The sequence below is a fragment of the Bartonella sp. WD12.1 genome, assembly GCF_002022415.1.
Classification (GTDB): domain Bacteria; phylum Pseudomonadota; class Alphaproteobacteria; order Rhizobiales; family Rhizobiaceae; genus Bartonella.
In genome coordinates, this window is sequence record NZ_MUBG01000001.1 from 1,399,628 (window position 1) to 1,422,466 (window position 22,839).

22 protein-coding genes and 2 pseudogenes are annotated in these 22,839 nt (G+C 41.2%); 14 read left to right on the top strand and 10 right to left on the bottom strand.

Annotated elements, in window-relative coordinates:
* Positions 1-2 precede the first annotated feature (2 nt).
* The 3 genes from efp to BWD121_RS06355 form a co-directional block, all read right to left on the bottom strand.
* Complete coding sequence (gene efp, locus BWD121_RS06345) at positions 3-575, bottom strand: elongation factor P (protein WP_078663817.1); 573 nt, start codon at positions 573-575, stop codon at positions 3-5.
* A 374-nt stretch (positions 576-949) separates the two neighbouring features.
* Entirely contained in the window at positions 950-2,035 is a 1,086-nt protein-coding gene (locus tag BWD121_RS06350; RefSeq protein WP_078663818.1) for an SEL1-like repeat protein, read from the bottom strand.
* Between the two features lie 43 nt (positions 2,036-2,078).
* Entirely contained in the window at positions 2,079-2,741 is a 663-nt protein-coding gene (locus tag BWD121_RS06355; RefSeq protein WP_078663819.1) for a thiamine phosphate synthase, read from the bottom strand.
* A 98-nt stretch (positions 2,742-2,839) separates the two neighbouring features.
* Between BWD121_RS06355 and opgC the strand changes: the two genes are divergently transcribed.
* From opgC to ruvB, 5 genes are all read left to right on the top strand, one after another.
* Positions 2,840-4,012 carry an OpgC domain-containing protein gene (gene opgC / locus BWD121_RS06360; protein WP_240536701.1) on the top strand — a complete coding sequence of 391 codons (1,173 nt, stop codon included), beginning with the start codon at positions 2,840-2,842 and terminating at the stop codon, positions 4,010-4,012.
* 160 nt (positions 4,013-4,172) lie between these two features.
* On the top strand, positions 4,173-4,691 hold the full coding sequence (locus BWD121_RS06365) for a DUF1465 family protein (RefSeq protein ID WP_078663820.1): 519 nt from the start codon (positions 4,173-4,175) through the stop codon (positions 4,689-4,691).
* A 783-nt stretch (positions 4,692-5,474) separates the two neighbouring features.
* Entirely contained in the window at positions 5,475-5,978 is a 504-nt protein-coding gene (ruvC, locus tag BWD121_RS06370) for a crossover junction endodeoxyribonuclease RuvC (RefSeq protein WP_010704334.1), read from the top strand.
* Positions 5,979-5,981: 3 nt separating this feature from the next.
* A complete protein-coding gene (gene ruvA, locus BWD121_RS06375; protein WP_078663821.1) occupies positions 5,982-6,617 on the top strand; it encodes a Holliday junction branch migration protein RuvA in 636 nt (211 codons plus the stop codon).
* A 73-nt stretch (positions 6,618-6,690) separates the two neighbouring features.
* Positions 6,691-7,779 (top strand): Holliday junction branch migration DNA helicase RuvB, encoded by a 1,089-nt coding sequence (gene ruvB, locus BWD121_RS06380; protein ID WP_078663822.1) that lies wholly within the window; start codon positions 6,691-6,693, stop codon positions 7,777-7,779.
* Here the strand turns inward: ruvB and BWD121_RS08535 are convergent.
* Positions 7,712-8,125 carry a hypothetical protein gene (locus BWD121_RS08535; RefSeq protein ID WP_240536716.1) on the bottom strand — a complete coding sequence of 138 codons (414 nt, stop codon included), beginning with the start codon at positions 8,123-8,125 and terminating at the stop codon, positions 7,712-7,714. The genes ruvB and BWD121_RS08535 overlap by 68 nt on opposite strands.
* 87 nt (positions 8,126-8,212) lie before the next feature.
* Between BWD121_RS08535 and BWD121_RS08540 the strand changes: the two are divergent.
* From BWD121_RS08540 to tolB, 6 genes and pseudogenes are all read left to right on the top strand, one after another.
* Positions 8,213-8,616 (top strand): annotated as a pseudogene (locus BWD121_RS08540) (YbgC/FadM family acyl-CoA thioesterase); the annotation flags it as partial.
* 175 nt (positions 8,617-8,791) lie between these two features.
* Positions 8,792-9,505: a protein TolQ gene (gene tolQ, locus BWD121_RS06390; protein WP_078663823.1), complete on the top strand. Its 714-nt coding sequence runs from the start codon at positions 8,792-8,794 to the stop codon at positions 9,503-9,505.
* A gap of 11 nt (positions 9,506-9,516) precedes the next feature.
* Entirely contained in the window at positions 9,517-9,969 is a 453-nt protein-coding gene (gene tolR, locus BWD121_RS06395) for a protein TolR (protein WP_078663824.1), read from the top strand.
* Between the two features lie 106 nt (positions 9,970-10,075).
* Positions 10,076-10,747 (top strand): hypothetical protein, encoded by a 672-nt coding sequence (locus BWD121_RS08690; RefSeq protein WP_346418143.1) that lies wholly within the window; start codon positions 10,076-10,078, stop codon positions 10,745-10,747.
* A gap of 14 nt (positions 10,748-10,761) precedes the next feature.
* Positions 10,762-11,187 carry a hypothetical protein gene (locus BWD121_RS08695; RefSeq protein ID WP_346418144.1) on the top strand — a complete coding sequence of 142 codons (426 nt, stop codon included), beginning with the start codon at positions 10,762-10,764 and terminating at the stop codon, positions 11,185-11,187.
* A 63-nt stretch (positions 11,188-11,250) separates the two neighbouring features.
* Positions 11,251-12,585, top strand: a complete 1,335-nt coding sequence (tolB, locus tag BWD121_RS06405; RefSeq protein ID WP_078663825.1) for a Tol-Pal system beta propeller repeat protein TolB — start codon at positions 11,251-11,253, stop codon at positions 12,583-12,585.
* An 866-nt stretch (positions 12,586-13,451) separates the two neighbouring features.
* Here tolB and BWD121_RS06410 read toward each other — a convergent pair.
* From BWD121_RS06410 to tkt, 4 genes and pseudogenes are all read right to left on the bottom strand, one after another.
* Entirely contained in the window at positions 13,452-14,483 is a 1,032-nt protein-coding gene (locus BWD121_RS06410; protein ID WP_078663826.1) for a class I fructose-bisphosphate aldolase, read from the bottom strand.
* Between the two features lie 104 nt (positions 14,484-14,587).
* Positions 14,588-15,781, bottom strand: coding sequence for a phosphoglycerate kinase (locus BWD121_RS06415; RefSeq protein ID WP_078663827.1), 1,194 nt, complete (start codon positions 15,779-15,781; stop codon positions 14,588-14,590).
* A 276-nt stretch (positions 15,782-16,057) separates the two neighbouring features.
* The gene (gene gap, locus BWD121_RS06420; protein ID WP_078663828.1) at positions 16,058-17,065 is read right to left on the bottom strand and encodes a type I glyceraldehyde-3-phosphate dehydrogenase; all 1,008 of its coding nucleotides are present in this window, start codon (positions 17,063-17,065) and stop codon (positions 16,058-16,060) included.
* Positions 17,062-19,067, bottom strand: a pseudogene (gene tkt, locus BWD121_RS06425) (transketolase). Before tkt ends, gap begins: the two are co-directional and overlap by 4 nt.
* A gap of 350 nt (positions 19,068-19,417) precedes the next feature.
* On the opposite strand from tkt, the gene BWD121_RS06430 reads away from it, so the two are divergent.
* Positions 19,418-19,693: a DUF4164 domain-containing protein gene (locus BWD121_RS06430; RefSeq protein WP_078663829.1), complete on the top strand. Its 276-nt coding sequence runs from the start codon at positions 19,418-19,420 to the stop codon at positions 19,691-19,693.
* Between the two features lie 11 nt (positions 19,694-19,704).
* Entirely contained in the window at positions 19,705-20,070 is a 366-nt protein-coding gene (locus tag BWD121_RS06435; protein ID WP_078663830.1) for a cell division protein ZapA, read from the top strand.
* A gap of 244 nt (positions 20,071-20,314) precedes the next feature.
* On the opposite strand, the gene pyk is transcribed toward BWD121_RS06435, so the two are convergent.
* On the bottom strand, positions 20,315-21,751 hold the full coding sequence (gene pyk, locus BWD121_RS06440) for a pyruvate kinase (protein WP_078663831.1): 1,437 nt from the start codon (positions 21,749-21,751) through the stop codon (positions 20,315-20,317).
* A complete protein-coding gene (locus BWD121_RS06445; RefSeq protein ID WP_078663832.1) occupies positions 21,748-22,308 on the bottom strand; it encodes a DUF1036 domain-containing protein in 561 nt (186 codons plus the stop codon). Before BWD121_RS06445 ends, pyk begins: the two co-directional genes overlap by 4 nt.
* Before the next feature lie 272 nt (positions 22,309-22,580).
* Here BWD121_RS06445 and BWD121_RS06450 point away from each other — a divergent pair, with 272 nt between their 5' ends.
* Positions 22,581-22,838 (top strand): DUF2312 domain-containing protein, encoded by a 258-nt coding sequence (locus tag BWD121_RS06450; RefSeq protein WP_078663833.1) that lies wholly within the window; start codon positions 22,581-22,583, stop codon positions 22,836-22,838.
* The last annotated feature ends 1 nt before the right edge of the window (position 22,839 follow it).

Below are 22,839 nucleotides of genomic sequence, written 5' to 3' on the forward strand. Positions count from 1 at the left end.
TTTTATCCCTTTTCATTCGTGCGGCGCACATAAATTAATTCATTGGTGTCAACAACAACACGTTCACCAACCTGAATAAAAGGTGGTACAAGAATACGAATACCATTTTCTAAAATTGCGGGCTTATAAGATGAGGTGACAGTTTGCCCTTTAATTGCAGGTTCAGTCTCAGCAATTGTCACAACAACTTGATCAGGCAGCGATATGCCAATTGGTTTTTCTTGATAAAGCTCAACAGTGACAACCATTCCATCTTGTAAAAAAGCAGCACGATCACCGACAAAATCCTTATGCAATTCAAGCTGTTCATAAGAACTTGAATCCATAAAAACCAACATATCACCTTGCTCATAAAGGAATGTGAAATCCTTTTGTTCAAGCCGTACTCTTTCAACAGTCTCAGCAGCACGAAACCGCTCATTGAGCTTTGTTCCATCAATCAGATTTTTCATCTCAACCTGGTTAAAGGCACCCCCCTTTCCTGGCTTGACAGCATTGCATTTAACAGCAACCCACAAACCTCCTTGATGCTCGATAACATTTCCAGGGCGAATTTCATTACCATTAATTTTCATCGTTTATATTCCATCTGGTCCCTTTAAAAACCCATTAATTTTTCCAGGTCTTACCTGACTTTTTCAAACCATTGCATCTTTTAAAACTTATTTTATTCTTTCAAACTATTATATTTTCTTAAACCATTATGGTTTTTAAAACCTCATTTGGTTTTTTTTAATAAGAGTTGTTGTGTACCTTAGTCTTTCAGCTTTTTGCAAGACTATAAAACACCCTGGAAGAAAACCTTAAACAATTTTGCAAAAAACCACCCTTATATGAACAACCACCCTATAGGATTTGCCTAAAAACTACCTCTTTATGAGAAGAGCCCAAAAATGATTTGGTGAAAATGATTTCCTAAAACCACTAATTAATTTTACCCAAAATACATTTAAAGAACAGGTATAAATGCAATTGCTTTTCGTTCTGCTTCCTTCAATTGCTCTTTGTTCATTCCCTGGAGCATCACTTCAAGATCAGAAGCTTGCACTTTCGCCTGCTTTGCTACCATATACCATGCAGCAGCAGTAACAATATCGCCTTCTACCCCTATTGCATCGCGATAAAGTCTTGCCAGATTAACTTGTGCCACCGCAACCATTTTAACGGCATTGTCAAAGAGCAAATAAAAAGCCCGTTTAAAATCGGTTTCTCCACCACGACCTTCAATTAACCATTGTGCCAACAGCATTTGAGCCATAAGGTGCTTATTTTGAGCTGCAATCTCAATCAATCTTCGTGCATTATAATCATCTTTTGGTTTTGTTAAAGTTCCCTCAGACAAAATTTTTGCAGCAGCAAAAGCGGCTTCAGGATCACCAAGAGCAGCACCTTTTAAAAACAACCTCAAAGCTTGTTCTTTTGCTTCATCTTGCTGGTTTTGTACAGTCACACCTTCAAGATGTTTTTTTTCATCGAAAGCTTTATGAAGAAGAATTTGCCCATAATAGAAATAGGCTTCCCTCACACCAGCGTGCAGTGCCTTTTGAACAAATTCTATGCCACGCTCTTTGTCTTTTGTAACAAAGGCCCCACTAAATAACATAAGACCATAGCGCAGTTGTGCTTGTGGGTCACCGTGCCTTGCAGCACTCCCAAACCATAAAGCAGCGCGCTCACCATCAAGGGGAACAGCATATCCTTCCATATACATTTGACCAATCAAAGTTTGCGCAGCTGGATCATTGTATTTAGCACGTTTGAGCGCTTCATGAAAAGCTTTTAAATAATCGCCTTGCATATAATAATTATAGGCTTCATCATATTGCCCTGCTTTTAATATTTGAGCAGAACTCTCACGATCTTGCATTTTTGTCGTGCTTTGAGATACCTTTAAAGTGGATTTATCTTGTGATTCTTCTGTCTTACCAGATTCAGCTTCAACATTTGATGCTGCTTCTTCTCCAACAGGGCCTGCAACAGCAGAGCAAGACAAAAAAGTTGTAAAAATCAACACATACGTAAACAATTTGATCATGGATGCCCTCTACCCGCTCATTATGGATATCCTTATCCCTTCCCTATAAAGGGTGATTTTTGCATTTTTCTTTAACCTTATCAAGCACAATAAAAGGGTGATCATGAGCAAAAATCATCTCTTCAATGGCAATAAATTCGCATGCTGTTTCTAAGGCTTCATCAACAGTTGCAAGATCACTACCTGCTTGGATAATAGCAGGCACTTCCATAATCTCAGCCCACCATTTTGCTAACGCAATATTTCGAGGATGGGAAGATGGTTTTTTATCAGCACCCAGTTTTCCAAAAAACACATAATCAACCCCAGCTTCAGCAACACTCATAGCACAATGGCGTGTTCGTAAATTCCCAAAACCGACTATTTTTTGGTTTTTTTTCTGATTCTCCAACACGTCAAAAGCATCAAGACCACCCTCCAGATGCATCCCATCAGCTTTAATTCTGCCAGCAATACGGCTATCTTCAGCAATAATAAGGGCAGCCCCATTGTATTGAATATCATCAGCATACATTTCAGCACTATTTTGTAAAAAAGCACCATCGCCCTGATCAACAAATGAATCATATAAAATAACGCAAGCAAAGGACTTTGTTTGCAAAAGTTGACGTAAAAATGCAGGCTCAATAATACGTCGAACGTCCAATGTTAGAACCAACTGAGGAAAAGAATAATGTTCAATTGGTTTATTTTTCTGATGGACCATAAAGCCTCCCTTCAAGATTAAATTAAATAAAGATTTATTTTATCGTCACGCTTTGTTAAAGGCAGATTTACCCATTTGATCATGAAGAAGGATTTTTGATGGCACATCATAGCACTTCCCCTCACAGTACACTTCCTTCAAATTATAATAGCCATATCCCTCCTTTATCTCATCGTGATACCCGTATTGATGTGTTGCGTTCTTTAGCGCTGTTGATGATTTTCATCAACCATATTCCCGGAACATTTTATGAACATCTCACACACAAAAACTTCGGCTTTTCTGATTCGGCAGAAATATTTGTTTTGCTTTCAGGTGTTTCTCTTGGGTTAAGCTTTCATACTCAGACCCTCAAAAACTGTTTTACTTCATATTTGCAAAAACTTTGGAAGAGAGCTTTTGTACTTTATAAAGCACATCTTTTTACCACCTTTACCACATTAGCCCTCTTTTTGGGAGCCTCTGTCTTATGGCATTCAGAACAACTTTCATCTCAGAATAATGTAGGTATATTTCTAACACAACCTTTCATCACATTTTTGAGCATTTTAAGCCTTGGCCATCAACTAGGTTATAATAATATTCTTTCTCTTTATATTGTTTGTATGTTGCTGGCACCTTTTGCCCTTTATCTTACAGGCAAACATAAAAGTCTTCTTCTTTTCATATCATTGATGATATACCTTATATGTGGCTTTTATAGCATTGCACCACCTTCTTATCCACTCCAAGGGCAGTGGTTTCTTAATCCTTTATCGTGGCAATTTCTTTTCATTATCGGGTTAACAAGCGCTGTATATCTCAAACAAGGAGGAAAAATCGTCTTTCGTCCTTTAATTGTGATTTTCTCAGTAAGTTATCTTGTGTTTGCACTGCTATGGGTGCGCTTAGAATGGTGGGGAAGTTTTGGATCGTCTGGCTGGTCTTCACCCCTTATGAACTTTAATAAAACGTTCTTAAGTCTTCCCCGCTTGGTACATATTCTGGCCTTAGCATCTTTGATCCTTTGTATCCCCTGCTTGCATGAGCGATTTCACGTCTCCCCAAAGCACCCCTTAGCGATTTTAGGCAAACAAAGCTTACCAGTTTTTGTCACTGGCACTATTTTTGCAATGTGCGGACAAATTTTCAAAACACTAACAACAAGCACATTTTTTTCTGACACCCTCTTGATGATAACCGGTATCGCAATACAATTTACTGTAGCCTACTATTATGAAAGAAAAAAAACTCATCGTTTTGCACTTTCAAGAAACAAAACAAATTTATAAATATTTATAAATATTGCCATCTTGCTCATTAACCTTAGCACAAGAAGTGTATTGCGTAATTGTCTTTAAAAAGGCATTTTCTATAACAATGAGAAAATAAATCTTTAAATAGATCTTTAGTGTCATTATTTTTTCATATTGGAGTATGGAGTATAAAGACGTGAATGCACACGGACCTTCACAAGATAAAACCATTATCATGATGGAACACGATGCTTTTGAAAGCGTTTTTAACCGCCTCTATGAAGAGACGATGGACCTTATTGAAGAAACAGCAGATTATATCGATAAAGAAGGTAAATGTGCTGCTCGTCACCTTCCAGTCGAAACTTCTGCACTCTATGCAAAAGAAGCCATGTATTTAAGTACACGGCTAATGCAAATCGCCTCTCGACTTTTGCTGTTTCGCGCAGGGCGTGAAGGGGAAATGTCTCCCGAACAAATACAAAAAGAAATTGCAAAAATTTCTCTTCATACACCATCACTAGGACCTCAGACCGCTCATTGGGCAGAATTGCCAGAAATTTTCCGCCACTTTGTAGCACGTTCTTTACGTTTAGAAGAACGTATGCGCCATGTCAGTCATGATATCGATCAAGCCTCTTGCAAAACCTTAAAAAAGAACAATCCTGTAAGCAAACAAATTCAATTACTCAAACGTGCTTTTCGACGCCCTTAAAACCCTCGCCACCACTTTAAAACCAGCTTCTCACTACCACCAGCGCTTTCAGCTCTGTCTCCCCCTCCCTCACCCCTTTAATGCCTATCCTCCACCAACGCTCCCCCAAACTCCTGCCCCTCTTCTCCCAAGCCATCTCCCCAATCTTCCCAACCCCCATCCTCTCACATTATAATACCCCACCTTCTACCAACACAGCTCAATCTTGCTTTTAAATCTCGCTTCCATCAATGCAAGCTTCATGTTCCTCCATACTCTTGCAAAAACGCCTCCACCAACGTTTCCCCCAAACTCCTGCTCCTCTTCTTCCAAGCCATCTCCCCAATCTTCCAAGCCCCCACCCTTTCACATCATAATGCCTCCCCTCCACTAACACAGCCCAATCTTGCTCTTAAATCTCGCTTCCATCAATGCAAGCTTCCTACTCCTCCACACTCTTGCCAGACACACCCTCCACCAACGCTCCCATCCCTCGCCACGTTAAAGCCTTTCATTCTTTCCATCCATCCTCAACTTCCTGCCCTTTCCCATCATTTTCAAACCTGTTAAAACCCTCGCCACCACTTTAAAAACCAGCTCCTCACCATCAGCGCTTTCAACTCTGTGCCTTTCCCCGCACAAAAAGCTCAACTCTTTTTACAATCATTTTATTACACTCTTTTAGTATTTCATTGTATTCTTTTAGCGTTTTTACTGTATTCTTTTGGATTGTATTAATGTTTCTATGCTCTTTTTGTGTATTGCATCTATTCAAGAACAAAGAAATAACATAGGCTTAATCATATGGTAAAAGCGATTCGTATTATAGGCATCGATCCTGGGCTACAGCGAACAGGGTGGGGCGTTGTTGATCTATTAGGTAATCACCTACACTTTATCGCATCAGGCACACTACGCTCTGATGCAAAAAGCCACCTTGCTTCCAGGTTGTATCAACTTCATCAAGGGCTTTCTGATGTTGTGCACCGTTTTATGCCCCATGAAGCAGCTGTTGAGAATGTTTTTGTCAACAAAGATGCTACTGCCACTTTAAAACTTGGTCAAGCACGTGCCATTGCACTTCTCGTACCAGCCCAAGCAGGTCTCCCAGTTTCTGAATATGCCCCAAACACCATCAAAAAATCTGTTATTGGTGTAGGCCATGGCGCAAAAGAACAAATCCATATGATGGTCAAAACTCTTCTCCCACGTGCTGAATTTGACAGCAGCGACGCAGCTGATGCACTAGCACTGGCACTTTGCCACAGTACCCACCGTACTAACTTATCATACAGTTCACAAGGTTAATACATGATCGGCAAATTAAAAGGCATACTTGACAGCATCTGTGACGATCATATCATTCTTGATGTGCAAGGTGTGGGGTATAGCGTTTTTGTGTCAAACAGGCTTTTATCTTCTTTACCAACCCTTGGTGAACATTTAAATCTATTTATTGAAACGCATGTTCGTGCAGAAGCCATTCGTCTTTTTGGTTTTACTACAAAAGCTGAACGAGATTGGTTTTGCCTTTTACAAAATGTACCAGGGGTAGGTGCAAAAGTTGCTTTAGCCATTTTAGGAACTTTATCTCCTGGTGAACTTGCCCAAGCAATTGCATTAAACGATGTAGCAATGATCAAACGTACCCCTGGCATCGGTCAAAAAGTTAGTGAAAGAATTATAAGCGAATTCAAAAACAAAACACTGCCCTTTAATGAAGGGAGTAAAAACACCGCACATCTTGCTTCCAATCTCCAGACACAAGAAACCAATCAACCCGTCAATGATGCACTATCGGCTTTAATCAAACTTGGTTTTGATCGTGATCAAGCAGCACAAGCTCTCTCTTGCGCACTCTCTAACCTTGAAGAAGAAACTGTTTCCTCAGCACTTCTCATTCGCCATAGTCTTAAATTGCTTTCCAATTCATCCAACACAAGGTAATTTTTTAAAATACAAACTTTTGTGCCCAGACAATATTCAGACAAATACAAGGTAACATATATACAAGGTAACAATGCGTAAAGATGAAAGCCAACGCCTTCTTGGTGCCATACCCCTTCCCAATGACCCAGACCGTTCCTTAAGGCCACAAACCCTTGATGATTTTATTGGTCAAGAAGCAGCGCGTGCAAATTTAAAAATATTTATTGAAGCAGCAAAAGCGCGTAAAGAAGCTTTAGATCATGTTTTATTTGTAGGGCCGCCAGGTCTAGGAAAAACAACACTTTCGCAAATTATGGCTAAGGAATTAGGCGTTAATTTTCGTTCAACATCAGGGCCAGTCATCGCCAAAGCAGGTGATTTAGCAGCTCTTTTAACCAACCTAGAAGAACGTGATGTTTTGTTTATTGATGAAATTCACCGTTTAAATCCAGCCATTGAAGAAATTCTTTACCCAGCAATGGAAGATTATCAACTTGATCTCATCATTGGTGAGGGACCAGCAGCACGTTCAGTCAAAATTGAGCTTGCTAAATTCACCTTAGTGGCCGCAACCACACGTTTAGGATTATTGACCACTCCTTTACGGGATCGTTTTGGCATTCCCATCCGGTTAAGTTTTTATACCATAGAAGAATTGGAATATATCGTTAAGCGTAATGCCCGCCTTTTTTCAGTCCAGATAAGTGATGATGGTGCTCATGAGATTGCATGTCGTGCACGTGGAACTCCGCGGATTGCAGGAAGATTGTTGCGCCGGGTTTGTGACTTTACCCTGGTTAAAGGCGCAGAAAAAATTGACCGCTTCATTGCAGATGAAGCCCTTTCGCGCCTTGAGGTTGACCACCTTGGTCTTGACCCTCTAGACCGGCGCTACCTAATCCTCATTGCAGAAACTTTCCTAGGTGGCCCCGTTGGCATTGAAACAATTGCAGCTGCTCTCTCAGAACCACGTGATGCCATTGAAGATATTATTGAACCTTATTTGCTGCAACAAGGTTTTATTCAGCGTACAGCTCGCGGACGAATTATTACAGAAAAAGCTTGGGCGCATTTAGGGCTTTGTGCCCCTGAACCAGCAGCCTCACAAAAATCTACGCCATCAGCTGACACAGATCATTCCTCAATACAACCCACTCTATGGGAAAAAGAAGATGACTAAAACCACCACCAATAACACACACACAACCAACTCTTGCACCAACAATCATCCCAACAACCATCCCACTTATAACACGCACATCGATATCCCCCATACCAATAACACACTCCCCAACACCTCTCTTACCCATAATACTCACACCCACGATATACACCCCAACAATACTCGCGCTAACAACCACCCCAACAATACTTACACCGATAACACGCACACTCATAATACGCCCCTCAACGCCCCCCACCATACCAACGATACTCCCAATACTCACACCAACGACACTTGCGCCAACAATCACCCCAACAACTCCCATACCAATAACACACCCCCCAACACCCCTCTTGTCCATAATACTCGCACCAACAACACTCACACCAACGATACCTCAACCGATCATAGTGGTGGTAGTTTAACTTATGTTCATGATCTTCCAACAAGAGTTTATGTTGCAGATACTGATTTTTCTGGTGTTGTGTATCACGCACGTTATTTGGAATTTTTGAGCGTGGACGCTCAGAATTCTTGCGAAAAATAGGGTGTAATAACATAGAGTTAGCATCAGGCACACGATCACCGTCAGACATACAAGGAGAAAAACTATTTTTTGTCGTGCACCGCATAGACATTACTTATTCCCGCCCTGCACACATGGATGATCTTTTAACGATTAAAACACGACTAGAGCGTGTTCAAGGGGCACGCTTTTTGATGAATCAGCAAATCATGCGTGATAACACCTTGTTGGTCGAAGCAAAAGTAACGCTTGCTATCATGAATCAATCAGGAAAACCTCGCCGTTTACCCAAAGATCTTTTTTCTTCCACACTTGTTTCAAAATGAAACTGACTTATTTTTAAAATAAAGAGGCAAAACAAGCCGGTTTTGAGCGTTTTTTCTGCTTGAATCTCTTTTTGTTTAGAAACTTAAAACTTTGTTTTGTCAAATTTAGAAACTATAAAACAATATGCTTTAATGAGATTTTATAAATAAATCTTTCATTTAAAGGAACGATACCATGGCGCACATAGAACTTGCCTCTCCAAATACCCTTGGAATGTGGAGCTTGTTTATGCAAGCCAATTGGGTTGTTAAAGCTGTCATGATTGGGCTTATTCTTGCATCAATATGGAGCTGGGCGATCATTATCGATAAAATATCCACTTACCGAAAAATACGCTATGACATCAAACAGTTTGAGCAAATTTTTTGGTCAGGCAAATCTTTAGAAGAGCTTTATGTCACCTATCAAAACCAGCATACCAACAGCATCTGCGTTGTTTTTATAGCAGCAATGACGGAGTGGAAAAAATCCCTCACCAAAAGGGTGCAACCATCGTTGAATTTACAAAGCAGAATCGAAAAAGCCATGGACTTAGCCTTAGGGCGTGAAAGTGCAAAAATAGAATCAAAATTAGGCTTTCTAGCTACACTTGGATCAGCTGCCCCCTTTATCGGTTTATTTGGAACAGTTGTCGGAATTATGAATTCATTTCTTTCAATTTCAGCTTCTCAAAATACATCCCTTGCAGTGGTAGCACCAGGCATTGCAGAAGCTCTTTTAGCAACAGCAATTGGCCTGCTGGCCGCCATCCCCGCTGTGATTGCTTACAACAAACTCATGCATGAAAGTACTCAAATCATAACGCATATAGAAGGCTTTGCTGATGAATTTTCAGCGATTATGTCACGGCAAATTGATGAAAAAATAACCTCAAATTCATTGCAATAGGAGGTTTTCCAATGGCACTTTCTCTTGCTTCTCCTTCTCAGAAAAACGCACGAAAACGCCGTCGCTTGCAAAATCATTTAATCAGTGAAATTAACATAACACCTTTTGTAGATGTCATGCTTGTTTTACTCATTATTTTTATGGTTTCGGCTCCCCTTTTGGTTAATGGTGTTCCTCTTGATTTGCCTCAAAGCCAAGCAGGACCAGTGCAAACAGACCGCCCCCCCTTAACGGTTTCGCTTGATGCACAAGGGCGTTTTGCAATCAATCAAGACTATTACTCTACATCACAAGCATTGATTACAAAATTAAAAAAGCAGCTATCAACCGATCAAACATTGCAAAACCAACGCATTTTTGTGCGCGCTGCCAAAACTGTTGAATATGAAAAAGTCTTACAACTTCTTGCTGATATTCAAAAGGCCGGTTTTTCACAAGTTGCTTTAGCCAGTTTAGCGCAATAATAAAATCATAAAGAACTAGATGATCGGCAAAAGGCGCACACAAAACCATACAAATAGTACCATACAACAGTCGATCAACAGTAAAAAAGGCTAAGGCTTAAAGAAGATGAATACCAGTTCTCATCATAACATGAAAAAAAGCTTAGCTTTCTCACTTGCAGCCCATATAGCCATTCTCACCTTAGGTGGGATGCACCTGACACATTCAACCTCTTTTCCTCAACACCAATTCGAGGCCATTCCCATTACCTTAAGCCCTCTTGATCAAGAGCTTGCAAGTGCAAAAGGCTCAGAAAATGCGCCATTTAACGAACGCCCAGCACCAAAACCAACCACGTGGCCACAAGAAAAAGAAGATGCACGCCACATAGGCGATGGAACACTCGACAGTCAAACCCCCTTAAAGCCAAAAGAAAAACTACAAAATAAAAATGTTGAGACAACACCTCTCTCCTTTGGTGAAAAAGATGCCTCTGAAACACAAGCACAATCCCTTACAACACCAGAAATACAAGAGACAAAAACACAGTCCTCTCCACAAACAACGCCAGAAATCACCTCAAAAACCACCGAAAAGATACAAAAAAATGAAAATATAACACTGCCAGAAGAACCACCAACACCAGAAATACCCGCTCCTGCAGAACCTGAAAAAAAACCACAGCAAATTGTTGAGCTGCCAGCAAGCGCTCCTCTTCCAACTATAAAAATGAAGCCAAAACCCACCAAACACGTTTCATCCCAAAAATCTCCTCAAAAAAAGGTGAACAAACAATAGAGGATATCTTAGCAATGGAGGAAAGTAATCTGATCAATCGTGCACGCACGCAAGGAGGTGGCGCAAAACGCTCTAAAGAACAAGAATCTCAAGGAGCACGAAAAGATATTGGCGATACCACAAAAATGGCACAAACCCTTGTCAATCTTGCAGGCGCATGTATTCAAAAAAAGCTTAAACTTGTTGCTATTGGTGGAAATTTAAATAACCGTCCAGTTGTGCGTTTGCAGTTTCAATTAAACCGTAATGGAATGATTATAGGTACGCCAATCATTGAGCCTCTCAAAGGTGATGAAAGCCAACAAGCTGTCATGATTCAACAAGTATATGCAGCCGTTTTTGCATGCCAACCCTACCCAGATCTCCCGCGTGATCAATATAACTTATGGGGGCAAGGTTTTGATTTTAATGTTGATCCCCTTCAAGAGAAAGTTCTATAATCCAAGACAAAACTCATATAATATGAAGATATTGTTTTTCTTAAAAGAAAGGATAAACCCAAGATGACAGGAATGAGATACACTCTTTTTTCTTGGTTAATTGTTACCATAAGTGTATGGCTTTCCAGTTTTTCATCAGCACACGCACAGCTGAAGGGGACCATCGCCAGTGCTGATTTTAACCCTGTCTCAATCGCAATTACAGATTTCATATCCAATGATTCAATAGGGCTGAAGATTGCTGCTGTCGTTGCAGCAGATCTTGAGCGGTCTGGACTTTTCTTACCCCTAAACAGAGCATCCTTTCCTGAAACAATCATCAATCCCGACAGTCAACCACGTTTTCTTGAATGGCAGCATACGAATATTCAGGGGTTGGTCACCGGGCATGTCAATAGAGAAGCAAGTGGACGACTGAGAATTGACTTTCGTTTATGGGATGTCTTTGGCAACCGCCAAATCAAAGGGCGGCGATTTTATACAACTCCAGAACACTGGCGACGCGTTGCACATATGGTTGCAGATGAAATCTACTCTAAAATGACAGGCGAACGCGGCTATTTTGATACACGCATTGTTTTTGTTGATGAAACAGGCCCGCGCGATACACGGGTTAAACGCTTAGCCATTATGGATCAAGATGGCGCAAATCTAACCTATCTTTCCGATGGAAGCGAATTAGTCCTCACACCTCGTTTCTCACCCAATAGGCAAGAAATTACCTATATGGCATATGATAAGAATAAAACGCCTCATGTGTATCTTCAGCAAATTGAAATGGGGCAAAGAGAATTAATTGGAACTTTTGACAATATGACAATTGCCCCTCGCTTTTCGCCAGATGGGCAAAAAGTAATTATGAGTTTATTACAAAATAATGGCAGTGCAAACCTTTACACGATGGATCTACGCACACGCACCATGACGCGCCTGACCACAACTAAAGCCATTGATACCTCAGCCTCTTATTCACCTGATGGAAAACAGATCGTCTTTTCATCCGACCGCGATGGCACACCACAAATTTACGTCATGAATGCCGATGGCACTAACCCTCACCGTATTTCTTTTAATGAGGGCAACTATTCCACCCCCGTTTGGTCACCGCGCGGTGACTATATCGCTTTTACAAAACAATTTCAGGGACAATTCTCCATTGGCGTTATGCACCCTGATGGGCAAGGCGAACGACTTTTAACCACAGGTTTTCATAATGAAGGGCCCACTTGGGCACCCAATGGTCGTGTGCTCATGTTCTTTCGTCAAAATGCGGGTGTAGGAACAAAAATTTACACAATCGATATTACTGGACGCAATGAACGCCAATTACCAACCCCCCATGATGCCTCTGACCCAGCATGGTCAGCCTTGCTCACTGTGCATTCATATAGCAAATAAATAAAACCAACTCACACATATCTTTCAACGGCGCTTCATTAATCTTCTACAATTACAATGAAGCCATACCCACTCTAAATACTGCCACTCTTATAATCACCGCCCCCACTCTCATTCTATATACTGCACCTCATACCTTATGCACCACACTTATAACCACACCCATTCTACGCACACTTTCACACCCAACACATCTACTCTATCATCACCCCCACCCAATACATCGCGACCACTCTCCATATCGCATCTCTCATACGCCATCTATCACACGTTTTCACACCATGGCCATGGCTTCTACCCTACATAGACTTCCACACCCCATACATCCACCCGATGCACACATCCCCACCCATGGGTATATGCTTGAAAAACCTTCACTTGAATACCATCAACCACAGCTTCTATTACATGACACAAACAGACACACGCTTTAAGGGCAAAACACAGCCCCAATCATGATGATGCACATGAGTCAACGCATCAACAATGACTGGCCACTCTCACAATCACCGCATCTACCTATCACCATACCTACTCTATACACTACACCCCCACTCAATACACCACACCCACTCTACATATCGCATCTCTTATACGCCATCCATCACACGTTTTCACACCATGGCCATGGCTTCCACCCTACATAGACTTCCACACCCCACGCATCCACCCTATGCACACATCCATACCCGTGGGTATACTTGAAAAGCCTTCACTTGCATCATCAACCACAGCTTCTATTACATGACACAAACAAATGCACTTTAAGGGCAAAACACAACCCCAACCATGATGATGCACATGAGTCAACACGTCAACAACAACTGGCCACTCTCACGATAATCGTATTTTGCTCATATAAATAGTCAAGTACAAGAATGTTCGTGCTCTTTTGTCCATTGTCCTAAAGCTGCCAGATGGTTCATCCGTGCACGGTGATAAAAAACCTTTTGTGCAGCTGCAACATTGTCCTGTTTTCCACCCCATGCTTTCAAAGCAGCAGATTGCAACGCACGACCATAAGAAAAAGTCAATGCCCAAGGCCATGGACCTGAAGCATTCATAGCTGATAAATGCGCCGTGGCTTCTTCATCTGACTGGCCCCCTGAAAGAAAAGCAATTCCTGGAACAGCAGAAGGAACAGTCTGTTTGAGAACACAAAGAGTTTTTTCAGCCACTTCTTCAACACAAGCTTTGCGCGCATCTTTCCCATCAATCACCATATTGGGTTTTAAAATCATACCCTCAAGGACAACCCGTGCCTCGAATAATTCTGTAAATACTGTCTTTAAAACCGCTTGTGTCACCTCAAAGCAGCGCGCAATTGAATGCTGGCGCGACTGGCCATCCATCAGTACTTCTGGCTCCACAATCGGCACAAGACCTGCTTCCTGACATAAAGCAGCATAACGCGCCAAAGCTTGTGCATTTTGACGTATCGCTCCTCTTGTTGGTAAAGAACGTTCATCAATAGCAATCACCGCACGCCATTTGGCAAAACGTGCTCCCAAAGTAAAATAGTCCTTTAAACGTTCCCGAAGACCATCTAACCCTTCTGTAATCGTCTCATAAGGAAAAGCTGCCAAAGGCTTAGCGCCCGTGTCAACTTTAATCCCTGGCAGGGCACCAACATCTTGAATAAGGTCGGTCAACATTTGACCAGAGGATGCTTTTTGACGAATGGTTTCATCAAATAAAATCACACCAGAAATAGCGCACTTCATAGCATCCTTTGCAGTAAAAAGCATTTCACGGTAAGCCCGGCGATGATCCTCATTTGCTTCTAAACCAATTGATTCAAACCGTTTGCCAATTGTCGCATTGCTTTCATCTGCCGCTAAAATACCTTTTCCTGCACTCACCAAAGAAAGCGCTATATCTTCAAGACGTTCTTTCATAAAAAAGCTCCTCTTTTTTCCCAATTTTTCTCAACAACAATGGCTTATCAAAAAACTTCCCACAAGCCGTTATAATACCATAACTTATTTAAGCCTGAACTTATTTAAGCCTGCATTAAAGCCAAAATACCAGGAAGGCTCTTGCCTTCCATCCATTCCAAAAAAGCCCCTCCAGCGGTCGAAAGATAAGTAAAATCATCTGCAACACCCGCATGATTGAGCGCAAAAACTGTATCACCACCTCCAGCAATCGACACTAACTTACCTTGTTGCGTACGTTTTGCAACGTGGCGCGCAACTGCAATCGTCCCCTGATCAAAGGGAGGAACCTCAAAAACACCAAGCGGCCCATTCCACACAACAGTTGCAGCAGTATCAATCATCTCATTAATCTGAGCAATAGAACGGGGACCAACATCCAAAATCATCTCATCTTTAGAGATATCTTCAAGATCACACTGACGATGCGGGGTATTTTTTTCACAACGCAATCCAACCACCACATCCACCGGTAAAATAAGCTCACAGTTATATTCGTGCGCTTTCTCAATAATCTCTTCAACCGTTTCCATTAAAGTATGCTCATAGAGCGATTTACCAATAGCATAGCCTTGTGCTGCTAAAAAACTATTAGCCATACCGCCACCAATCACCAAAGCATTAACTTTTTGAACCAAATGATTGAGTACAAAAAGCTTACTTGAAACCTTAGCACCACCCACAACAGCTGCCAATGGATACGTCGGGTCACCAAGCCCTTGTTCTAAAGCATGCAATTCGCGTTGCAAAGAACGCCCCGCATAAGAAGGCAAAAAATGCGTAATTCCCTCTGTTGATGCATGAGCACGGTGAGAAACAGAAAAAGCATCATTCACATAAATGTCAGCACTGCATGCTAAAGCTTCAGCAAAAGCATCATCATTGTCCTCTTCATCTTGATGAAAACGCAGATTTTCAAGAAGCAGAATCTCACCCTCTTTCAAAGCCTGAACAGCAGAACGCACCTCAAGACCAAAACATTTGTCCAAAAAAGAAACTTCCTGCCCCATGATTTTAGAAAGAGCCTGCGCAACAGGACGAAGCGAAAGTTCTGGAACCTTCTGCCCTTTAGGGCGACCACAATGGGAAATCAGTATAATCTTAGCACCGCGCTTTTGCAGCTCAATTAACGTCTCTTTATGTCGCTTAAGACGCGTCTCATCACATACTTTTCCCTCTAACATCGGGACATTAAAGTCCACCCGTACCAGCACACATTTTCCTGCAACATCAGCCTCATCAATTGTCTGAAATCCCATTATTGCTCTCTCTTTTTGATTCTTCTTATCAATTGTTTTAGCTTAACTCTTTTACCCAAAAAATTCTCACAATCCACATACCTCTTCTTAAAACCTCTCAATTACACAGCAATACTTCTCTCAAGTCCAAGAGTAAAAAACAGCGCTCATCTCCATTCTTTTGAAAAAAGACTCCTCTCTTCAAAAGAAATTTCATGAAGCTTGCTGCACAAAGAAAACTCTCGCTAGCATGCCCATCAAAAAAGAAACCAAAGCGTCTCTTTTAGTCCTCTTTCTTTACAAGGTTTTGGCAAAAGCCACAGCAGTATCAGCCATGCGGTTTGAAAAGCCCCATTCATTATCGTACCAAACAAGAACGCGGCAAAGCTTACCATCAACAACTTTGGTTTGCTCAGCTTGAACAATGGCCGAATGCGGATTATAATTAAAATCACTGCTGACAAGTTTTTCTTCTGTATAATCTAAAATTCCCTTAAGCTGGCCTTGCGCAGCATCACAAATGGCAGCATTAATCTCTTCAACAGTTGTGAAGCGCTGAGCCATAAAGGTCAAATCAACAACAGAAACATTAGGCGTTGGAACACGAATAGCCACCCCATCTAACAAACCTTTTAATTCTGGCAAAACCAATCCCACTGCCTTGGCAGCCCCTGTTGATGTAGGGATCATAGAAAGAGCAGCAGCACGAGAACGGTAAAGATCACGGTGCATTGTATCCAAAACAGGCTGATCCCCCGTATAGGAATGGATTGTCGTCATAAAGCCCTTTTCAATGCCAACAGCTTTGTGGAGCACTTGCGCAACAGGTGCCAAACAATTGGTTGTGCAAGAAGCATTCGACACCACCTGATGTTCTTTACTTAAAGTCTGGTGGTTAACCCCATACACCACAGTCAAATCAGCATCATTAGAAGGTGCAGAAATAAGAACACGCTTTGCACCCGCCACCAAATGAGCACTGGCTTTATCACGCTCGGTAAAAAAACCTGTACATTCCAGAGCAACATCAATACCCAAATCCCTCCAAGGTAAATGCGCCGGGTCACGCTGTGCTGTTACCTGAATCAAACCATACCCAACATCAAGTGCATCACCCACCACCTTAACAGGCGCACCAAAACGCCCGTGCACTGAATCATAGCGTAATAAATGGGCATTGGTTTCTACAGGACCTAAATCATTGATCGCAACAACCTCAATATCTTTGCGTCCACTTTCAACAATAGCACGTAAGATAGAACGCCCAATACGACCAAATCCATTAATTGCAACGCGAGTACTCATTTGATTTTTCCCTCATTGATTTTTTTCAATCTTTCTTCAACAACAGCAACTACATTTTCACATGTAATTCCAAAATGCATATAAAGGTCATCCATCGGTGCACTTGCACCAAATCCTTCCATACCAATAAACACACCATCACTGCCAATAAAATAATCCCACCCTTGCCGGACAGCCGCCTCAACGGCAATTTTAAGGGGCGCATCACCAATTAAAGCATTTTGATAGGAAGCAGATTGTTCAAAAAACAGCTCAAAACAAGGCACAGAAACCACACGCGTTGGAATACCCTTCTCTTCTAAAATAGCATGAGCTTTTACAACAATTTCCACTTCTGAACCTGAAGCAAAAAGGGTAACTTGAGCCGTATCACTTGCCATCAATAATTCATAAGCACCAAGCATACACAAATTGTCTTCTTTATAATCCCGGCGCAAAAGCGGTAAATTTTGCCTACTTAAAGCCAAAGTAGAAGGCGTCTTGCGTGCTTTCAAAGCCAATTGCCAACATTCCACCGTTTCCATAGCATCAGCAGGCCTGAAAACAAAATGATTAGGAAGCGCGCGCAAAGCAGCCAAATGCTCTACTGGCTGATGAGTTGGCCCATCCTCACCAAGACCAATGGAATCATGGGTCATTACATAAATTACCCGCAACCCCATTAAGGAAGACAAACGCATGGCAGGACGCACATAGTCAGAAAAACATAAAAAGTCCCACCATAAGGAATGAACCCTCCATAAAGAGCAAGGCCATTCATCACTGCACCCATTGCGTGCTCGCGAATACCATAGTGCAAATAACGGCCTGAAAAATCCTCAGCAGTAATGCTTTTCATCTGGCTTGTTTTTGTACAGTTGGAACCGGTTAAATCAGCAGAACCACCAATGGTTTCAACAACCACCCCGTTAATAACTTCAAGAGCCATTTCAGAAGCTTTACGCGTTGCAACACGCGGACAATCTAGAACCAATTGTTTTTTATATTCATCAAGCACACTCTCAAAGTTACTTACAAGATCGCCACGCATCAACCGTTCAAATTCAGCCCGCTTTGACACAGGTAAAGCAGAAAGCTGTGCTTCCCATTTTTTGCGCTTTTTTGCAGCACTAAGACCTGCCAAACGCCAACTATCAAGAATATCAGCAGGAACAACAAAAGGCTCTGGTGCCCAACCTAAAGCTTTACGGGTTGCAGCAATTTCTTCTGCCCCCAAAGGTGACCCATGAACCTTATTGGTGCCCCCCTTATGAGGTGCCCCAAAACCAATAATTGTTTTACACGCAATGAGAGTAGGTTTATCAGAAGTTTTTGCCGTCTCAATGGCTCGTGCCAATGCACTTTGATTATGCCCATTGACCTTAATGGTATTCCAACCACACGCTTTAAAACGCGCCACTTGGTCTGTACTATCTGTAAGAGAGATAGCCCCATCGATCGATATATCATTATCATCCCAAAATACAATCAGCTTATTTAGTTTTAAATGACCAGCAAGCGAAATTGCTTCTTGGGCTATGCCTTCCATTAAACATCCATCGCCGACTAAAACATAAGTATAATGGTTGATCAAATCACCAAAACGTGCGTTTAACAAACGCTCACCCAATGCCATTCCCACAGCATTGGCAAGCCCCTGCCCAAGCGGCCCGGTGGTTGTCTCAACTCCTGCACCATGACCATATTCTGGATGCCCAGCAATTTTAGAACCCATTTGGCGAAAATTGCGGATATCATCAAGAGAGATATCTTCATAGCCTGAAAGATACATTAAAGCATAAAGCAACATTGACCCATGCCCAGCCGATAAAATAAAGCGATCGCGGTTGGGCCAACGAGGTTTTTTGGGGTCATGAACTAAAAATTTTGTGTAAAGAACTGTAGCAATATCAGCTGCCCCCATTGGCAAGCCAGGGTGACCAGACTGTGCTTTTTCAATCGCATCAATAGCAAGAAAGCGAATAGCATTGGCCATTTGATTTTGTTGTTCAGTATTTGTCATGAATAATCGACCATTTTTTTAATTTGTTATTTTTCCACAACTTGAAGACATTTTATAATACGTATATACTTTAGTGTGTATGTCTTGTAATTACGTCTTTCTACTTTCTTTCTTATACTTTTATGCCTCTAATTTTACGTTTTACACCCTTAAATTATGCCCCTAACATGATGCCAATTATACTTATAATATTTATGCCAACAGTGTTTAAAAATCCAGTTTTTAATTAATATCAACATCCTGTTTTTCTTGCCAAAATATTCTTTATCTTTCACAATAAAATCTAGGCAATAAAAGAGAATGAGTGATTCGTCTTTATAAAAAGGCTTAAGTTAAAGGATATAATCACTATGAACCAAGAGACTGATATTCTGCCACAAGCTTTAAAGCAACTAGAAAAAGCACTCAGAAATTTAGAAGCTGCCATTACCAATCAGCATACTATTATCGACAAACACAATGAATGGGAAGCAGAAATTCAACAAATCAACGCTGATCGTAGCCGTCTTGCTCAAGAACTTGATAAATCAGAAGCCCATGCAGAGCGGCTAGAGATAACCAATAAAGAGGTTTCCAAACGTCTGATTCGTGCTATGGAAACAATTCGTATTGTACTTGACAGATAAAGGTTTAAACCATGGAAACTGTTTCTGTCACTATTGATGGTAAAATTTATCGTATGGCTTGCGATAAAGGGCAAGAAAGCCACCTTCAGCAGCTTGCTGCCCAATTAGATCAATATATCACACACCTGAAAAATGATTTTGGGGAAATCGGTGATCATCGTTTATCCGTTATGGCTGGCATTATGATTATCGATGAAATGGAAGAAATAAAACGAGAAAATAAAAAATTGCAAGAAAGCTACGCAACTCTCTTACAACAAAACTCTAAACGAGACCAAACCTTCAGCCAAATTGTGCAAGAAACAACTGAGCGTATTGAAAAACTGACCAACCAATTACTCCTGCAAGACGATGAGGCTAATCTCACACCCTCTTAAAATAACAGAAAAAAGCATAAAGCATAAGGTTCTCATGCGTCCAAATAATCACTCGAATCCAAAGAGTTACTCACGAATCCAAAGCGTTACTCACAATTGAGTATTGTAGCTTGCAAATACTCAAAAGCACAAACCACACATTTTCTAAGCCTTATACCTTTCAAGCTTCTTGCTAAAAGTTAAGGGTATGCATCTGTTCAACAGGTTTCTTTGAGCACCTTTTTTAAAATACCCTTTAAAAGGGTCAAACACTTTTTGAATTGTTTGAACAACAAGAAGCAATACGCAATAAATTTGTTGCACCAGGCGTTCCAAAGGGAACCCCAGCAATCACAATAAACCGATCACCCTCCTGACAAAAACCTTCCTGAAAGGCAATTGCAGCTGCACGATGAACCATATCATCTAAATCATGCGCATCCTCACTAACCACACAATGAAGCCCCCAAACCAAAGCTAGCCGTCGTGCTGTTTTAATAATCGGCGATAAAGCAATGATGGGTCTGTTTGGGCGTTCACGTGATGTACGCACACCCGTTGCACCTGAAGCAGTATAGGCAACAATAGCTTCTAACTGCAGCGTTTCAGCTATTTGACGGGCTGCAAAAGAAATAGCATCTGGCCCTGTTGCCTCTGGTTTGGGGCGCTGTGCATTAACCATTGTAGCATAGATGTGATCACTCTCAACCTGCTTTGCAATACGATCCATCATGCCCACAGCCTCTTCAGGATAAAGACCAGAAGCTGATTCTGCCGATAACATCACCGCATCAACACCAGCATAAACAGCCGTAGCCACATCAGAAACTTCTGCCCGTGTTGGTACAGGCGCTGTAATCATCGATTCAAGCATTTGCGTTGCAACAACCACAGGTTTTCCTGCCAAACGACACGCTTTGATAATCTCCATCTGAAGAGATGGCACTTGTTCTAAAGGTACTTCCACCCCAAGGTCTCCCCGTGCAATCATCAGACCATCAGAAACATTAATAATGTCTTCTATATGCTCTAAAGCCTGAGGTTTTTCGATCTTCGCCATCAAGGATACTTTGCCTTGTGTCAGCTTGCGAACCGACAAAATATCTTGTGGATGTTGGATAAAAGAAAGCGCCACCCAATCAACTGACTGTTCTAAAACAGCCATAAGATCAGCATGATCTTTTGATGTCATCGTCCCACAAGGCAAAACCGTATCAGGAAGATTAATCCCCTTGCGATCAGAAATATGTGTTCCAGCAATCACACGGCACTCAATAGAAGCACCATTACAGACTTCAGCCAAAAGTTCAAGCTTCCCATCATCCAGCAATAAACGATCACCTGGTTTAACAGCCGCTAAAACTTCCTTATGGGGTAAAAAAACACGCCGCGCATCACCAAGCACATCTTTATTATCTAATGTAAAACTCTGCCCAATAATCAAATTCTCTTTGCCATTTTCAAAACGTCCGATCCGTAATTTTGGCCCTTGCAGATCTGCTAAAATGCCAATAGGCCGACAAACCGCCTTTTCAACAGCCCGTATACGCTCAACCACATCACGCATTGTCGCATGATCTGTGTGGCTCATATTAATCCGAAAAACATCCGCTCCAGCTTTAAAAAGCTTTTCAATCATTGATACTGAAAAAGAAGAGGGACCAAGTGTGGCAATAATTTTAATGTTACGTGCGCGTTTCATGGCGAACCCTCCCCTGAAGAACCCCCTGAAGAAGTATTAGGAGCCTTTGAAGTTGAATTATTCAAAAAAGGCTTATCAGTTAACTGGACCATCCAACTGGTTTGATCACCTGTATCAATTTCTTCAAATGTAGCCTTTTGAAACCCCCTAGCAAAACAATCATGAACGCCCTCAATGACAAATTTGCTATCCTTTACACACATTGTTATAGAACCAACCCAACTTCCTTTTTTCTGCGCATCTTCTGCATATAAATAATAAAACCGTGATGAAAGAGGCCCATCAATCAGGGATTTACACACTGCAGGTGGAATAACCCACCAACCTTCACTCACCCAGTCTGAAAGTGTACGATAACCAAGAGCAATACCCACTGTTTTTTGAGTCATATTACAAACCCGAAAATCAGCTTTTACATATCCGGTAAATAAGAACAAAATAAGAACGTTCAACAGAAAAACCTTCAACTTTTTATGCCTTCCCTGTTCAAATATACTTTTGTGCTTTTTAACATTTCCAAGCCCAATCTTATAAAAGCAGTCCTTACAATAAAACATTCATCCCTTCTTTTCTTTTTTCTTCAAAATATTGCAGCTTTAAAGTGTGATTTATCATATTTTTATTTTATTTCTTTTTTATCTTTTCTTTATTTTCTCTTTATTCACGCATATATTTTTTCATTCACATTACTTAGAGCGAATTTGTAAAAAAGTGAAACGATTGACTTTTTTCCCACTCCTCAGGCATTTCTAATGTATCAGGCATCCTTAATGTAAGAGTTTATTATTCAAAGAACCAATTTATAACACATACCTTGGAGAAAAATATAATGAGCACTCTAACCGATGAAACACAAACCGTATCTGCCAACCAATTGCGCGCTTTTATCGAACGTATTGAACGATTAGAAGAAGAAAAAAAAGCAATTTCCGACGATATTAAAGACGTTTATACGGAACTTAAAGGATCTGGTTTTAACAGTAAAGCCGTGCGACACATTATACGACTGCGCAAAAAAGAAGACCATGAACGCAGCGAAGAAGAAGCTATCATCCAACTTTATAAAAATGCACTCGGCATGGATTAAT

Coding starts and splice junctions, on each gene's coding strand:
- opgC (WP_240536701.1), top strand. CDS start 2,840: ATGGCACATCATAGCACTTCCCCTCACAGTACACTTCCTTCAAATTAT.
- tolQ (WP_078663823.1), top strand. CDS start 8,792: ATGGCGCACATAGAACTTGCCTCTCCAAATACCCTTGGAATGTGGAGC.
- BWD121_RS06435 (WP_078663830.1), top strand. CDS start 19,705: ATGGAAACTGTTTCTGTCACTATTGATGGTAAAATTTATCGTATGGCT.
- BWD121_RS06350 (WP_078663818.1), bottom strand. CDS start 2,035: ATGATCAAATTGTTTACGTATGTGTTGATTTTTACAACTTTTTTGTCT.
- ruvC (WP_010704334.1), top strand. CDS start 5,475: ATGGTAAAAGCGATTCGTATTATAGGCATCGATCCTGGGCTACAGCGA.
- BWD121_RS06355 (WP_078663819.1), bottom strand. CDS start 2,741: ATGGTCCATCAGAAAAATAAACCAATTGAACATTATTCTTTTCCTCAG.
- tolR (WP_078663824.1), top strand. CDS start 9,517: ATGGCACTTTCTCTTGCTTCTCCTTCTCAGAAAAACGCACGAAAACGC.
- ruvA (WP_078663821.1), top strand. CDS start 5,982: ATGATCGGCAAATTAAAAGGCATACTTGACAGCATCTGTGACGATCAT.
- ruvB (WP_078663822.1), top strand. CDS start 6,691: ATGCGTAAAGATGAAAGCCAACGCCTTCTTGGTGCCATACCCCTTCCC.
- gap (WP_078663828.1), bottom strand. CDS start 17,065: ATGAGTACTCGCGTTGCAATTAATGGATTTGGTCGTATTGGGCGTTCT.
- BWD121_RS08690 (WP_346418143.1), top strand. CDS start 10,076: ATGAATACCAGTTCTCATCATAACATGAAAAAAAGCTTAGCTTTCTCA.
- BWD121_RS06415 (WP_078663827.1), bottom strand. CDS start 15,781: ATGGGATTTCAGACAATTGATGAGGCTGATGTTGCAGGAAAATGTGTG.
- BWD121_RS06445 (WP_078663832.1), bottom strand. CDS start 22,308: ATGTTTTATTGTAAGGACTGCTTTTATAAGATTGGGCTTGGAAATGTT.
- BWD121_RS08695 (WP_346418144.1), top strand. CDS start 10,762: ATGGAGGAAAGTAATCTGATCAATCGTGCACGCACGCAAGGAGGTGGC.
- pyk (WP_078663831.1), bottom strand. CDS start 21,751: ATGAAACGCGCACGTAACATTAAAATTATTGCCACACTTGGTCCCTCT.
- BWD121_RS06410 (WP_078663826.1), bottom strand. CDS start 14,483: ATGAAAGAACGTCTTGAAGATATAGCGCTTTCTTTGGTGAGTGCAGGA.
- efp (WP_078663817.1), bottom strand. CDS start 575: ATGAAAATTAATGGTAATGAAATTCGCCCTGGAAATGTTATCGAGCAT.
- BWD121_RS06450 (WP_078663833.1), top strand. CDS start 22,581: ATGAGCACTCTAACCGATGAAACACAAACCGTATCTGCCAACCAATTG.
- BWD121_RS08535 (WP_240536716.1), bottom strand. CDS start 8,125: ATGGACAAGAGGGGTGTTGGGGGGTGTGTTATTGGTATGGGAGTTGTT.
- BWD121_RS06430 (WP_078663829.1), top strand. CDS start 19,418: ATGAACCAAGAGACTGATATTCTGCCACAAGCTTTAAAGCAACTAGAA.
- tolB (WP_078663825.1), top strand. CDS start 11,251: ATGACAGGAATGAGATACACTCTTTTTTCTTGGTTAATTGTTACCATA.